Source organism: Mycobacteroides abscessus ATCC 19977, assembly GCF_000069185.1.
GTDB classification, from domain to species: Bacteria; Actinomycetota; Actinomycetes; order Mycobacteriales; family Mycobacteriaceae; genus Mycobacterium; species Mycobacterium abscessus.
In genome coordinates this window covers 1,191,351-1,204,796 of record NC_010397.1, presented here as the reverse complement: position 1 = coordinate 1,204,796, position 13,446 = coordinate 1,191,351, and the positions used below count along the sequence as shown (strand labels likewise).

The 13,446-nt window shown below is 65.0% G+C and carries 16 protein-coding genes; 11 read left to right on the top strand and 5 right to left on the bottom strand.

The genetic code is table 11. From position 1 onward, the window contains the following. Positions 1 to 51: 51 nt before the first annotated feature. A complete protein-coding gene (locus MAB_RS06195; RefSeq protein ID WP_005084253.1) occupies positions 52 to 897 on the bottom strand; it encodes a Bax inhibitor-1/YccA family protein in 846 nt (281 codons plus the stop codon). Positions 898 to 1,211: 314 nt separating this feature from the next. Between MAB_RS06195 and MAB_RS06190 the strand changes: the two genes are divergently transcribed. From MAB_RS06190 to MAB_RS06165, 6 genes are read left to right on the top strand one after another with little or no spacing between them, the layout of a single operon-like run. After that, positions 1,212 to 2,717, top strand: a complete 1,506-nt coding sequence (locus MAB_RS06190) for a CoA-acylating methylmalonate-semialdehyde dehydrogenase (protein WP_005109992.1) — start codon at positions 1,212 to 1,214, stop codon at positions 2,715 to 2,717. A 10-nt stretch (positions 2,718 to 2,727) separates the two neighbouring features. Beyond that, positions 2,728 to 3,876 carry an isobutyryl-CoA dehydrogenase gene (locus MAB_RS06185; protein WP_005084251.1) on the top strand — a complete coding sequence of 383 codons (1,149 nt, stop codon included), beginning with the start codon at positions 2,728 to 2,730 and terminating at the stop codon, positions 3,874 to 3,876. Then, positions 3,873 to 4,904, top strand: coding sequence for an enoyl-CoA hydratase/isomerase family protein (locus tag MAB_RS06180; protein WP_005109991.1), 1,032 nt, complete (start codon positions 3,873 to 3,875; stop codon positions 4,902 to 4,904). Before MAB_RS06185 ends, MAB_RS06180 begins: the two co-directional genes overlap by 4 nt. Next, entirely contained in the window at positions 4,901 to 5,782 is an 882-nt protein-coding gene (gene mmsB / locus MAB_RS06175) for a 3-hydroxyisobutyrate dehydrogenase (RefSeq protein ID WP_005088663.1), read from the top strand. The genes MAB_RS06180 and mmsB overlap by 4 nt, the downstream gene beginning before the upstream one ends. After that, entirely contained in the window at positions 5,779 to 6,561 is a 783-nt protein-coding gene (locus MAB_RS06170) for an enoyl-CoA hydratase (protein WP_005066501.1), read from the top strand. The genes mmsB and MAB_RS06170 overlap by 4 nt, the downstream gene beginning before the upstream one ends. A 4-nt stretch (positions 6,562 to 6,565) precedes the next feature. Beyond that, complete coding sequence (locus MAB_RS06165; RefSeq protein ID WP_005059290.1) at positions 6,566 to 7,063, top strand: MarR family winged helix-turn-helix transcriptional regulator; 498 nt, start codon at positions 6,566 to 6,568, stop codon at positions 7,061 to 7,063. Positions 7,064 to 7,222: 159 nt separating this feature from the next. Here MAB_RS06165 and MAB_RS06160 read toward each other — a convergent pair whose 3' ends face one another. Both MAB_RS06160 and MAB_RS06155 read right to left on the bottom strand, forming a co-directional pair. After that, positions 7,223 to 7,591: a rhodanese-like domain-containing protein gene (locus tag MAB_RS06160; protein ID WP_005059289.1), complete on the bottom strand. Its 369-nt coding sequence runs from the start codon at positions 7,589 to 7,591 to the stop codon at positions 7,223 to 7,225. Continuing rightward, complete coding sequence (locus MAB_RS06155; protein WP_005073964.1) at positions 7,588 to 8,160, bottom strand: cysteine dioxygenase; 573 nt, start codon at positions 8,158 to 8,160, stop codon at positions 7,588 to 7,590. The genes MAB_RS06160 and MAB_RS06155 overlap by 4 nt, the downstream gene beginning before the upstream one ends. A gap of 144 nt (positions 8,161 to 8,304) precedes the next feature. Here MAB_RS06155 and MAB_RS06150 point away from each other — a divergent pair, with 144 nt between their 5' ends. The 4 genes from MAB_RS06150 to MAB_RS06130 all read left to right on the top strand — a co-directional run bounded on the left by MAB_RS06150 (position 8,305) and on the right by MAB_RS06130 (position 10,829). Further along, positions 8,305 to 8,787, top strand: coding sequence for a lipoprotein LpqV (locus tag MAB_RS06150; protein WP_005088665.1), 483 nt, complete (start codon positions 8,305 to 8,307; stop codon positions 8,785 to 8,787). Positions 8,788 to 8,999: 212 nt separating this feature from the next. After that, entirely contained in the window at positions 9,000 to 9,587 is a 588-nt protein-coding gene (locus tag MAB_RS06145) for a hypothetical protein (protein WP_005073961.1), read from the top strand. Then, a complete protein-coding gene (locus MAB_RS06140) occupies positions 9,580 to 10,056 on the top strand; it encodes a hypothetical protein (RefSeq protein WP_005059284.1) in 477 nt (158 codons plus the stop codon). The genes MAB_RS06145 and MAB_RS06140 overlap by 8 nt, the downstream gene beginning before the upstream one ends. 158 nt (positions 10,057 to 10,214) lie before the next feature. Continuing rightward, positions 10,215 to 10,829 (top strand): LGFP repeat-containing protein, encoded by a 615-nt coding sequence (locus MAB_RS06130; RefSeq protein WP_005084245.1) that lies wholly within the window; start codon positions 10,215 to 10,217, stop codon positions 10,827 to 10,829. Between the two features lie 27 nt (positions 10,830 to 10,856). On the opposite strand, the gene MAB_RS06125 is transcribed toward MAB_RS06130, so the two are convergent. Further along, the gene (locus MAB_RS06125; protein WP_005092894.1) at positions 10,857 to 11,240 is read right to left on the bottom strand and encodes a hypothetical protein; all 384 of its coding nucleotides are present in this window, start codon (positions 11,238 to 11,240) and stop codon (positions 10,857 to 10,859) included. Between the two features lie 498 nt (positions 11,241 to 11,738). On the opposite strand from MAB_RS06125, the gene MAB_RS06120 reads away from it, so the two are divergent. Then, positions 11,739 to 12,059, top strand: a complete 321-nt coding sequence (locus MAB_RS06120) for a DUF3060 domain-containing protein (RefSeq protein ID WP_307784791.1) — start codon at positions 11,739 to 11,741, stop codon at positions 12,057 to 12,059. A gap of 2 nt (positions 12,060 to 12,061) precedes the next feature. Here the strand turns inward: MAB_RS06120 and MAB_RS06115 are convergent, their stop codons facing one another. Beyond that, the gene (locus tag MAB_RS06115; protein ID WP_005109985.1) at positions 12,062 to 13,384 is read right to left on the bottom strand and encodes an acetyl-CoA hydrolase/transferase family protein; all 1,323 of its coding nucleotides are present in this window, start codon (positions 13,382 to 13,384) and stop codon (positions 12,062 to 12,064) included. Positions 13,385 to 13,446 lie beyond the last annotated feature (62 nt).

Genomic DNA, 13,446 nt, shown 5'->3' with positions numbered 1-13,446 from the left:
CGCATTAAAAAGGGGCGCCCCTTCCGGAGCGCCCCTTTTCGTTGCTTAGTGCTAGTCGTTCTGGAAGTAGCTCAGCAGTCGCAGGATTTCGACGTAGAGCCAGACCAGGGTGACGGCCAGGCCGAGGGCGATGCCCCAGGCCGCCTTCTCCGGGGCACCGGCGCGCACCATCTGGTCTGCGGCGTCGAAGTCGATCAGGAAGCTGAACGCGGCCAGACCGATGCAAACGAGCGAGAAGATGATCGCGATCGGGCCACCGCTGCGCAGCCCCATGTCGATGCCGAAGAATCCGAGCACCATATTGCCCAGCGCCAGCACCAGCACGCCGACCAGACCGGCCAGCAGCATCCGCTGGAACTTGGGGGTGACGCGGATGGCACCCGAGCGGTACACGAACAGCATGCCGATGAACACGCCCACGGTGCCGAGGATCGCCTGGCCGATCAGGGCGCCGGCGTTGGCCCCCGCCACCTGGAAGGTCAGGGCGAAGGAGATCGCGCCGACGAACAGACCTTCCAGCGCGGCATAGCTCAGCACGATGGCCGGGTTGTCCTGCTTACGCCCGAAGCTCGCGATCGCCACCATGATCAGACCGCCGAAGCCACCCACCAGCAGGAACGGCAGCGCCAGCCCCGGGTTGGTGCTGACGAGGAAGAAGGAGGCAACGGCGACGGCGACGATCACACCGAGGGTGATGCCGGTCTTGGTCACCACATCGTCGATGGTCAGCGGCCGGGATACGCCCGCCTGGGCCTCCGGGTACGCGGTGTAGGGGTCCTGGCGCATCTGCTGGGCCGCCATGGCACCAGCGCCTGCCGCACCCGCTCCGAACTGCGCATAGCCGCCGCCCTCTTTACCGGGCAGCGTCCGAAGAATGGGATTGCTGGTGGTTCGCACCGTCGTGATCCTCTCCTGGATGTGCGGCGGCGCGATATGCGACCTCCGCGGATGACGTCTAACAAGTCAACTGGACCTTTAACGAGCAGGCAAGTGCAAGAGTTCCGCGCTTTCGCGAATGATCCCCGAACTGTCCGGCTACGTCGTGGGCTCACACTACCGCCCGCATGCCGCTGCTGTGGCAAATCCCTGTGAGATCCCTGTGAACACTCGGATTTATACCTGGAAGTCCTACTAGACATTACATGGATGTCCAACTAGATTTGGGAGTGCCGACCTCCCTGATCTTCCACCGTTTCCCAAGGGGCTACACCATGAGTTCGTTACCGCAATTAACACATTTCGTCGCCGGAAAGCCCGTTCCCGGCACCTCTGGCCGCTTTGCCGACGTGTACGACCCGACGCAGGGCAAGCCGGTGCGGCAGGTGCCATTGGCCGACGTTTCGGAGGTCGAGGCGGCCATCTCGAACGCCGCCGAGGCCCAGCCGGGCTGGGCCGCCCGCAACCCTCAGCAACGTGCCCGCGTGCTCGCCAAGTTCGTCGACCTGGTGCGCGCGGAGATCGACGACCTGGCCGCGATGCTCTCCCAGGAACACGGCAAGACCCTCGCCGACGCCAAGGGCGATATCGAACGCGGGCTCGAGGTCTGCGAATTCGCGACCGGCATCCCCCACCTCATCAAGGGTGAGTACACCAGCGGCGCCGGCACCGGCATCGACGTGTACTCCATCCGCCAGCCCCTGGGGGTTGTCGCGGGCATCACCCCGTTCAACTTCCCCGCCATGATTCCGCTCTGGAAGGCCGGTCCGGCTCTGGCATGTGGAAATGCGTTCGTCCTCAAGCCGTCCGAGCGCGACCCGTCGGTGCCGCTGCGGCTGGCCGAACTGTTCCTCGAGGCAGGTCTGCCGCCCGGCGTCTTCAACGTCGTCAATGGCGACAAGACCGCGGTGGACGCGCTACTGCACGATCCGCGCGTCGCCGCCGTCGGGTTCGTCGGCTCCACGCCGATCGCGCAGTACATCTACGAGACCGCCACCGCCAACGGTAAACGCGCCCAATGCTTTGGCGGCGCCAAGAACCACATGATCATCATGCCGGACGCGGATATCGACCAGGCGATCGATGCTCTGATCGGCGCGGGATACGGCTCGGCCGGTGAGCGCTGTATGGCCATCTCCGTTGCGGTACCCGTCGGCGAAGCCACCGCCGAGCGGCTGGTCGACGGCCTGACCAAGCGTGCCCGCGAGCTGGTGGTCGGCGCCTCGCTGGACGAAGGTGTCGACTTCGGTCCGCTGGTCGGTGCCGACGCCCTCAAGCGGGTGCGCGACTACATCGACATCGGCGTCGCCGAGGGGGCCGAGCTGGTCCTGGACGGCCGCGATCTCACGGTCGACGGCCATAAAGACGGATTCTTCATCGGTGCCTCGCTTTTCGATCACGTGACACCCGAGATGCGCATCTACAAGGAGGAGATCTTCGGTCCCGTGGTGTCGGTGGTGCGCGCCAAGGACTACGACGAGGCGGTGCGCTTGCCGTCCGAACACGAGTTCGGAAATGGTGTAGCCATCTTCACTCGCGACGGCGACACCGCGCGCGACTTCTGCGCCAAAGTCAACACCGGAATGGTCGGTGTCAACGTCCCGATCCCGGTTCCCGTGGCATACCACACCTTTGGCGGCTGGAAGGCGTCCGGATTCGGCGACCTCAACCAACACGGGCCCGACTCCATCCGGTTCTACACCAAGACCAAGACGGTGACGCAACGCTGGCCGTCGGGTATCAAGGAGGGCGCCTCCTTCGTGATCCCGACCATGGATTGAGCGAACATCCATGTTCAATCTCACCGAAGAACAGCGTGAAATCTGGAATACGGCAAGGGAGTTCGCCGATATCCACATCGCGCCGCACGCGCTGGACTGGGACCGTGACAAGTACTTCCCGGTCGAGATTTTTCCCAAGGCAGCGGCGCTGGGCATGGGCGGTATCTACGTCAACCCCGATGTCGGTGGCTCCGGGCTCACCCGCTTGGACGCGTCGTTGATCTTCGAGGCCATGGCCACCGGGTGCTCGGCCGTCTCGGCTTTCATCTCCATCCACAACATGGCCGCCTGGATGATCGACGAATTCGGCGACGAGGAGCAGCGCCGACGCTGGTTGCCCTCGATGTGCACGATGGAGACGATCGGGGCGTACTGCCTCACCGAGCCCGAATGCGGCAGTGACGCGGCTGCCTTGCGGACCAGCGCGATTCGCCAGGGTGACGAGTACGTGCTCAACGGCGTCAAGCAGTTCATCTCCGGCGCCGGGGCCGCAGACCTCTACGTGGTGATGGCCCGTACGGGTGGCCCCGGACCACGGGGCATCTCCACCATCGTGGTGCCCAAGGGCACTCCCGGCCTGTCCTTCGGCGCTCCCGAACGCAAGATGGGTTGGCACGCCCAACCCACCGCACAGGTCGTCTTCGAGGATGTCCGGGTGCCGGTGGCCAACCGCATCGGCGAGGAGGGCATCGGATTCACCATCGCGATGCGCGGCCTCAATGGCGGCCGGCTCAATATCGCGTCCTGCTCACTGGGCGGGGCCCGCTCGGCACTGGAAAAGGTCATCGAGTACCTGCGCACCCGTAAGGCGTTCGGTGAGGAGTTGATCAAGTTCCAGGCGCTGCAGTTCCGGCTCGCGGACATGGCCACCGAGCTGGAGGCCGCCCGCACCATGGTGTGGCGTGCGGCGGCCGCGGTGACCGAGGGCGATCCGCGCGCGGCCGAACTGTGTGCCATGGCCAAACGCATCGCCACTGACGTAGGTTTCACGGTGGCCAACGAGGCGCTGCAGCTGCACGGCGGCTACGGCTACCTGGCCGAGTACGGCATCGAGAAGATCGTGCGTGACCTACGGGTACACCAAATCCTGGAAGGAACCAACGAGATCATGCGAGTCATCGTGTCCCGCAAGTTGATAGAACAGGGGCTTCCGGCGTGACGGATCAGATCGAAACCCGGGTCGAGAAGGGGGTCGGCCTGCTGACGCTGAACCGTCCCAAGGCCATCAACTCGCTCACCTACGACATGATCGCGGCGATGAACGCCGTCCTGGCGGAGTGGGAGGCGGACGACGCGGTACGCGTGGTCGTGCTCTCGGGCGCCGGCGAGCGTGGTCTGTGCGCCGGCGGCGACGTGGTGGCCGTGCACGACAGCGCCAAGATCGACGGCGTGGCAGCCCGCAGGTTCTTCCGCGACGAGTACGTGCTCAACGCACAGATCGCGCGCTTCCCGAAACCGTATGTGGCGCTGATGGACGGCATCGTGATGGGCGGCGGTGTCGGAGTCGGCGGGCATGCCAACATCCGCATTGTCACCGATACCTCCAAGGTGGCGATGCCGGAGGTGGGCATCGGCTTCATCCCGGACGTGGGCGGTACCTACCTACTCTCGCGCGCCCCCGGCCAGCTCGGCTTGCACGCCGCACTCACGGGTGCACCCTTCTCCGGAGCCGACGCCATCGCGCTGGGCTTCGCCGACCACTACGTGCCGCATGACCGGCTCGAGAAGTTCACCAAGGCCATCATCGATAGCGATATCGCCACTGCGCTTGCGGTCCACGGCACCAACGCACCGTCGAGTGATCTGCTGGCTCAACGCAATTGGATCGACGAGTGCTACGGCGGTGAATCCGTCGCCGATATCGTCGCCGCGCTGCAGGCCCGTGGTGACGAACGGGCACGCGCGGCAGCCGATCAAATCCTGACCCGCTCCCCCATCGCACTGTCGGTGACGCTTGCGGCAGTGCGCAGGGCTCGCGAACTGCCGTCGCTGGAAGCGGTTCTCACCCAGGAATATCGAGTGTCCAGCCAATCGGTGCGCTCGCATGATCTGGTCGAGGGCATCAGGGCTCAGCTGGTCGACAAGGATCGCAACCCGCAGTGGGTTCCGAAGACACTCGCCGAGGTCACCAAGGCCGATGTCGAGGAGTTCTTCCAGCCAGTCAGCGACGACTTGGAGTGGCCGTGACCAATATCGCCTTTATCGGCCTGGGCCACATGGGATTACCGATGGCGGTCAATCTCACCAAGGCCGGACACACCGTGGCGGCTTTCGATCTCTCCGAGCAGGCCCGGGACGCCGCCACCCAGGCCGGTGTGCCGTTGGCCGAGTCGGGCGCCGCGGCTGCCAGCACCGCCGATGTGGTGATCACCATGCTGCCCAAGGGCGCGCACGTGCTGGCGGCCTACGAGGATCTGCTGCCCGCCGCGCGTCCCGGCACCCTGTTCATCGATTCCTCCACCGTCGACGTGGCCGATGCCCGCGCCGCGCATGAGGCTGCGACCGCCGCGGGACACCGCTTCGCCGACGCCCCCGTGTCCGGCGGGGTGCCCGGGGCCACCGCGGCGACTCTGACGTTCATGGTGGGTGCCGACGACGCCGTATTCGTAGCCGCAGAACCGATTCTGGATGCCATGGGCAAGCGCGTGGTGCACTGCGGTGGTCCCGGCGTCGGGCAGGCCGCGAAGATCTGCAACAACATGATCCTCGGCGTATCGATGATCGCCATCAGCGAGGCGTTTGTGCTCGGCGAGAAACTCGGGTTGTCCCATCAGGCCCTGTTCGATGTTGCGGCCAACGCCTCGGGCCAGTGTTGGGCGCTCACCTCGAACTGTCCGGTGCCCGGCCCAGTGCCCACCAGCCCTGCCAATCGCGACTACGCCCCCGGCTTCGCCGTCGCGTTGATGGCCAAGGACTTGGGGCTGGCGGCCAATGCGGTGCGCGCCAATGGAGTTGACGCACAGCTGGGCCTGGCCGCGGCACACATCTACGACGACTTCAATTCCACCGGAGGCTCCGGCCTAGACTTCTCGGCGATCTTCTCGCGAATCCAAGGAGCGTCATGACCTCACACAATTTCGAAACCATCCTCACCGAGCGCATCGACCGTGTCGCGGTCATCACGCTGAACCGGCCCAAGGCGCTCAACGCACTGAATTCGCAGGTGATGAACGAGGTCACCACCGCCGCAGCCGAATTCGACGCCGATCACGGTATCGGCGCCATCATCATCACCGGTAGCGAGAAGGCCTTCGCGGCGGGCGCGGATATCAAGGAGATGAGCGAGCAGTCGTTCAGTGACATGTTCGGTTCCGACTTCTTTTCCGCCTGGGGCAAGCTGGGCGCGGTGCGCACCCCGACCATCGCGGCGGTGAGCGGATACGCCCTCGGTGGTGGATGCGAGCTGGCCATGATGTGCGACGTGATCATCGCCGCCGAGAACGCCACGTTCGGCCAACCCGAGATCAAACTGGGCGTGCTGCCCGGCATGGGCGGCTCCCAGCGGCTCACCCGCGCCATTGGCAAGGCGAAGGCCATGGACATGATCCTCACCGGCCGCAATATGGACGCCGCCGAAGCCGAGCGCAGCGGCCTGGTCTCGCGCGTGGTCGCCACCGAGAGCCTGCTCGACGAGGCCAAGGCCGTCGCCAAGACCATCTCGGAGATGTCACTGTCGGCTTCGATGATGGCCAAGGAAGCCGTGAACCGGGCCTTCGAATCCAGCCTGGCCGAGGGATTGTTGTTCGAGCGCAGGATCTTCCACTCGGCATTCGGTACCGCCGACCAGTCCGAGGGCATGGCCGCGTTCGTCGAGAAGCGCCCCGCCAACTTCATTCACCGCTGAGCGCATGACCCTGCCGTTCGATCCCGTCGACGATGCCCATCGCCATTGGGTGGAAAACGGCTGGGGCGAGGTCGCCGACGGGATGGCCGCCGTCACGTCGGTGATGCGCGCCCACCAGATCATGCTGGCGCGGGTCGAGGACGTCTTACGCCCGCATGGTCTGACCTTTTCGCGCTACGAACTGCTGATGCTGCTGTCCTTCAGCCGCGCGGGCTCCATGCCGATGGCCAAGGCCAGCGCGCGCCTGCAGGTTCACCCCACCTCGGTGACCAATACGGTGGACCGGCTGGAGGAGGCGGGGTTGGTGCGCCGCGTGCCCAATCCCGCCGACGGCCGCGGCACGCTAGTCGAGATCACCGATGCCGGACGAGATCTCGGTTCGGTGGCCACTGCCGACTTGAACGCCAAGGTGTTCGCGCAGATCGGGCTGTCGCCCTCACGCACCCGCACGCTGGTGTCGGTGTTGACGCATCTGCGCCGTGACGCGGGGGACTTCAGCTAGAGCCAGGCGTCCCACCCCACACCGTTGGTGCCCACCTCTATGCGACAACCGCGGTGTAGGCCAGCTCGGCCGGATCGTTGTCGCATAGACGCGGGCAGTGCGTACACGTACCCGGGTGGCGCTTATCCGCATGTCATGCCCAGGCCCTGCGGCAGGGAGCTAGATCAGGATGCCCTTGTCCTTGAGGGCCTTGTATCCGCCGATGACGTCGGTGGCACGGTAGAGACCGATGTCCTGCAGCGAGGCGGCGGCAAGGCTGGAGGTGTACCCCTCCTGGCACAGGATCACCCATTCCACATCGTGATTGCCGGCCTGCGGGATCCGGGCATCGCTTTCCGGGTCCAGCCGCCATTCCAGCACGTTGCGCTCGATGACGAGGGCATTGATCACCTCGCCCTCTTCGGCACGTTGCGCGGCAGGACGGATGTCGACCAGGAACGCACCACGGCCGAGCGCGGTCGGCACCTCGTCGGCAGGCAGACGACGCAGGCGCCCCCGCGCCGACGCGAGCAGATCGTGAATCGTCATGCCGCCGGCCCCTCTGGCTCGTCGGTGAGGATGGTGCGGCTGCGTCGCAATGTGTTGGCCTGGGTCACTTCGTAATACGACATCGCGGTCAGCGGCGGCGAGTAAGCGTGCACGCTCAGCGTGGGCCCGCTTTCGGCAGGAACCGGCGCACCGCTCAATTTCAGGGGAGCCCGCATGACGTCATGCACCCAGCCGAGCGGAAACCCCGCTTGATCGCCGGCGTCGAGCCTGCGGCGCACCAGTTGGCTGCCATCCCAGCGATATTCATGCAACGAACCGCTGAGCACGGTCAGCGCGCCCAATGATCCGCAATGGTCGTGCAATTCGGTGGATTTGTCGGGCACCCAGCTGATCAGCCAGACATCGAGCTCGTCGTCGGCGTGGATGCGGGTGGCCCAGCGCTCGTCGACCGGTAGGCCGCCCGCGGGCAGCAGGTGGTCGAAGCGGCCGTGCAGGGCGTCATCGGCACCCTCATCGGTGATGCGGAGCAGGTCCGGCAGTCGCAGTCGGGTGGGCAGGGATCCTGCGGAGGAAGGACGGCGCAGATCCAGGACAGATGCAGTGGTCATGAAGGCTCAATCGATGGAAGGGGCAGGGGTGGACACGGCTAGCCGCGACAACACCCCTGAAAACCCCTGTGTCCCATCACAGCTGAAATGGTACCGGCGTTTTCCAGCGGTTTTGGCCCCCGGGCAAAAGCTCTAGGTGAGTAAATGTCGTGGCTGGTAGGCACTTGCTACTTTGGAGTGGTGACCGCCCCAACTCGCATCGCTGCGACTCTGATGGCCTGCTGCGTCCCACTGATCGGCGCTGCGTGCTCGTCCGCATCGGACGATAAGGCGGCTCCCAGCCCCTCCGTCACCGCAGGCACCACCACGACGTCGCTGGGGGCTCCCGCAGCCCAGCCGCCGGCCGCCGGCTCAGGAGTGTCCCCAGCGGGCGTCACAACGTCCGTGAACGCCGCCCCCTCATCCTTGGAGGAGGAGTACTACCAGGCGTGCCGGGCGGCTGCCGACTGGATGACCGGCAAGCACGATGGGCCCGACCAGCTGGTGGAGGGGTACCTACAGTCCATACAGAGCACCGGGAACATCGGCCCCGGCACCTTCCACAAGTCCTGGCATGAGCTGACGGCAGATCGGCAGGCCGCGGTCATCGTGGCGACCAATGCCGCTGCCGAACAGCAGTGCGGGTAACCCGCTCCTCAGCGGGTAGACACGAACACACCAGTAGGGGCGCGGTCGCCGGCAATCGCTGGAAGCCTTTCTCATTCAATTCAATTCGGGCAAATCGATGGATATGCCACATCCAGCAAACTTGAAGTGCTGCGCGTAACCTGACCTTGGAGGAAGCCGAGCGCGGTGTTAACATGCTGCGGTCAGTGCTCATGGGGTCATGGATGCAGTGAATGTGTCCACTCACCGAACGGACGGTAACGACGTTGGCAAATTCAGATCAGCTTCCCCCGAAGCCCACACTGGTTCATTGGACGATCGTCGGAGCGGCGATTGTCGCAACCATCGTCGCGGCGGTTGTCGGCTTTACGGCACGCGACGCCGAACTGACCCGATTCGTCCAGGGCATCGTCACGCCACTGTTGGCGCTGGTCTCCGGAATCTTGATTGCCGACCTGTATCACCGCATTCAGCAGAGCAACAAGCTTGACCGCAACGTCGGGCAGTCTGCCTACGCGACCATGGTGACGCTGCAGGGCATGATGGACGTGGACAAGCACCTTGCGGCCGCGTCGAACGACCTCAACGAGGGCAACAAGCAGTCGGCTTCCAGCGCCCTGAACCTGGCCCTGACGATCAGCCGGCTGACTTTGCGTCATGCCTTCCAGGCGCTGCGCGAGTCGGAGAATGTCTCGAGTGCCGCGGTGGCCAAGGCCAAGACCGATTTCGCGACGGCCGAGAACGCCGGACAACCCGAACGGCAAAAGATCGAGTCGGCGTCGCGCCCCAACAACTACACCGTCGGTGTCGGCAATGCCTGAAGAGACCACGGTGGCGGAGCAATCGGTTGGTGAGCCGGAGCTGGAGCCCGTCGACCCGATCATCGGGAAGGTCGCCGATATCGTCGACCGCTACTCGGTACTGGTCAACAAGGGCGACGAGGCAGGCGTGGAGGTCGGGATGATCTTCTCGGTCATCGGCGCCACCGGAACCGCCGTGCGCGATCCGGAAACCGGCGAAGACCTGGGAACGCTGCCCATCGAGAAGGCGCGCATCCGCGTCACCGAGGTCTACTCCAAGTTCTGCCAGGCCGAGACCTACCGTGTCACCGAGCCCGCGGTCGCCGGTCTGATCAGCGACATCTTGCAGGAGCAGTGGCCGGGAACCAGCGACGACTTCGGTCGCGAGCAATTCCAGCTCAACGTCGTGCCCACGCCGGCCGTTCCGGAGGCGGCCGAGGTGCACATCGATGTCGGCGACTACGTCTGCGAGCTGACTCCAGCTTCCTGACCGCGCCCTTTGGTGCCGCGCGCATACCCGGCGCACGCATTTCACATGAATTGTGTGTATGCAGTACGCGCTTGCCGAATTAATGGCCGTTCCCCCGACAATTGGTGAACATCTAAAAACTCGCCTAAATGGCGCGGCTAAATTGTTACGTTCGAATCATGGATACCAATCTGATGAAACGAGCAGCAGGCGCGGTTTCCATCGTTGCGATCTCCGCAGCGGTAGCTGTCGCCTGTTCACAGCAGGACAAAGATGCCGCGAAGGAATCGGTGTCGAGTGCAACTAGCGCGGCATCGTCCGCGATCAGTGCGGGTGGCAGCGCCGCCTCGAGCGCGGCCTCATCGGCCAGCAGCGCGGTGTCATCCGTGGTTGCGGGAGCACCGTCAACGGTCACCGTGCCGGGTGGCGGCGAGGTGGTCTTGGAGCCGCCCATTGCCGAGGCCTACACCAAGGCCGGTGGCGAAGCGAAGCTCGGTGCACCGAGCGGACAACCGGAAAAGGTTGGTGACGGCACGGTGCAGGCGTTCGCCAAGGGCACCATCTTCAGCTCGCCCTCCACTGGCGCACACCTGGTCCAGGGCGAAATCCTGAAGGTGTACACCGCGCAGGGTGGGGCCGGTGGCGCGCTCGGCTTCCCCACCGCCGACGAAGAAGAGACGGCTGGCGGACCCGATGTCGCCAAGGGCGGCTGGATCGGCGAATTCCAGAAGGGCACCATCACCTGGCTGAACCAGGGCGACGGCACCTTCAAGGAAACCGTCACCCAGAAGTAGCGATTGGCTGCGGCGGGCGCTGTACGGTCAGCGCCTGCCGCGCCACCACTGCGGGTTCTCCGCGGGAGACCAACCCGGCGATGTCAGATCGGGCCAGGGTGGTCGACGGATGATCGCCAGCAGTCCCAGGGCCGCCGCGAGCATGCCGGTGAGGATGCCCAATGTTGAGGCCCGGTCGGCATTGAAGGCCGGGCGCCACTGGGCATCGCCGTCCTTGATGACGAATACGCCCAGGGGTTTGGCGACTGTTTCCAGCGGTTCGCCCTCAGAGCCACGCCCGCGGTTTCGCACCTTGGCGACGGTGATGACCAAGGTGCCGTCGGCTGTCGTATACGGCTCGCCGTAGACGATCGACTTACCACCGTCGGTCACGAGTCCATCGAACGAACTTGGCAATTGCATGTCGCCCATTGTGGTCGCCATCGGCGTCCATGGCGAGAGGTTCTTTTATGCCTCGGCACCGCAGAACAGAATCAGGTTGCCGTCGGGGTCCCCGATATCGGTGCCGCACTGGGTGCAACGCACGTTCGCTGGACGGTCCCCCCCCATCATTCATGTCCGAAGGCTATCGCTGTAGGACACGTGGTGTGCGACCATCGGTAAGTGGAGCCCGACGGTGACCCCGAGGCCCGAATTCGGGAGCTGGAACGCCCTCTCAGCGAGCGGGCGCAGCGCTCAGAGTTGGGTGCCCCGAGCCAAAGTCCGTATCCACTCCCTGCGTATGACACGACCCAGATCTCTCGGTCTCCCGTCCGCACGTTTCGCCGACGGTTCCTTGTCTTTCTGGCCGTGATTACCGCAGGAGCCGCGGGGCTCGTCTTCTATGCGGCCGAACCCACGATTCGGCAAGGTGGGCCAACGGTTTCGGGCCCGTCGGGCACGCGGCCAGCAAGATCAACCGTGGTGAAAATTCCCAGAGCAACGCCGTCATCAACCGCGGCACCGGGGCCGACGTTCGTGCCCGCGGGATCGACATTCAGTGTCGCCGGCACTCATAAGAACGTCGCAATCAGCTGCGACGGCTGCTCGGTCAGCGTCAGCGGGGTCTCCCATACCGTTGAGATACTGGGTAATTGCGACACCCTCACGGTCTCCGGTGTCGAGAACACGGTGACCGTCGAGACCGCGGTAAAGATCGGGGTTTCGGGTATCGACAACCAGGTCACGTATCGCACCGGGGAGCCGCAGGTCGCCAAGTCGGGGAACAACAACACCGTGGAACAGAGCTGAACTCAACTGACCGGTGAGCGACCGTTCGCCGCACGCGTGGCCGCGGCCCGCAGCGCATCCCGGAACTGCGGGTGCGCGATGGCCGCCAGCGCCTCGCCGCGCTCCCGAACCGTCCTGCCTTCCAGCTCCGCAGCCCCGTATTCGGTGATCACCACGTCGACCTGATGACGCGGTGTGGTGATGACGGCGCCCGGCCCGAACCACGGCACAATGCGCGACTGGAGCGCACCACCCTTCTCGAAAGTCGAAGGCAGGCAAATCAAGGAACGGTCCGACAGTTCGAGCCCTGCGCCGGCCACGAAGTCCTCGGCGCCGCCGATTCCGCTGAATTGCCCACCATTGATGGTGTCGGCGACAACCTGCCCCTGAATGTCGATGGAGAGCGCACCGTTGATCGAGATCATGTCGTTGTTGGCGCCGATAACCTCAGGGGCATTGACGATCTCGACCGGAAGGAACGCCACGTCGGCGTTGCCGTCCAGCCAGGCGTAAAGATCCGGTGACCCGAAGGCGAAAGTCGTCACGCTCACGCCGTCGTACTGGCCCTTGCCGGTGTTGGTGACCTTGCCCGCGCGATGCAGTTTCATGCAGCCATCGGTGAACATCTCGCTGTGCAGCCCGTAACCACCGCCGTCGCCTTCTGCCAACAACGTCGCAATCTGGTTGGGAATGGCACCGATTCCGGTCTGCAACGTCGCCCCGGGGCCGATGAAACCCACGGCGTGCCGCGCGATGGCGCGATCGACATCCGACGGTGCCGCATCGCCTCCCGGCAGCGCCAGCGGCGCGTCCGTCGAGGACACCAGGACATCGATCTCGTCGACGTGCAGCGCGTGGCGATGCTGCTCCCCGACACCAAAAGTGCGCGGATATGCCTCCGAGACTTCGACGATGAGCAGGCGCTCCGGATCGGCTCCCGCACGCCGTAATTCACCGATCGTCCCGCCCGCGTGCAGCGAGAGCGAACACCAACCGTCTGGGCCGGGCGGCGTCGCGACCGTCGTCATCACCCGTGGCGACTGGCGCTCCAGCAGCGGCCCGAAGCGGCGGAAGTCAGCTGCCGCGAACTCGATATCGGCGCCCATGTCCCGCAGTGCGCGCTCGAGCGGCCCGAAGAAGCCCGACAGATAGTGCACGCCCGGCCGGGAGAACAGTTCGGTGCCGACAGCCAGCAGCGCGCCGTACACCCGCAGATCCGTCCAGTCCTTACGGACACCAAGTGCGCGCAGAAAGGCCGGGGGCTGGCCGGGTCCCAACGGGATGCCCAATGTGTCGACGGGGTTCAACCGGGCAGCGGCTTGTTCTGCGGTGAGCTCCAGCGGCATGGGGTCAATCTTGCATCAGGAGATACTCAGTGGTTGGGGCCCGCGCACGACGGCTCACGTGA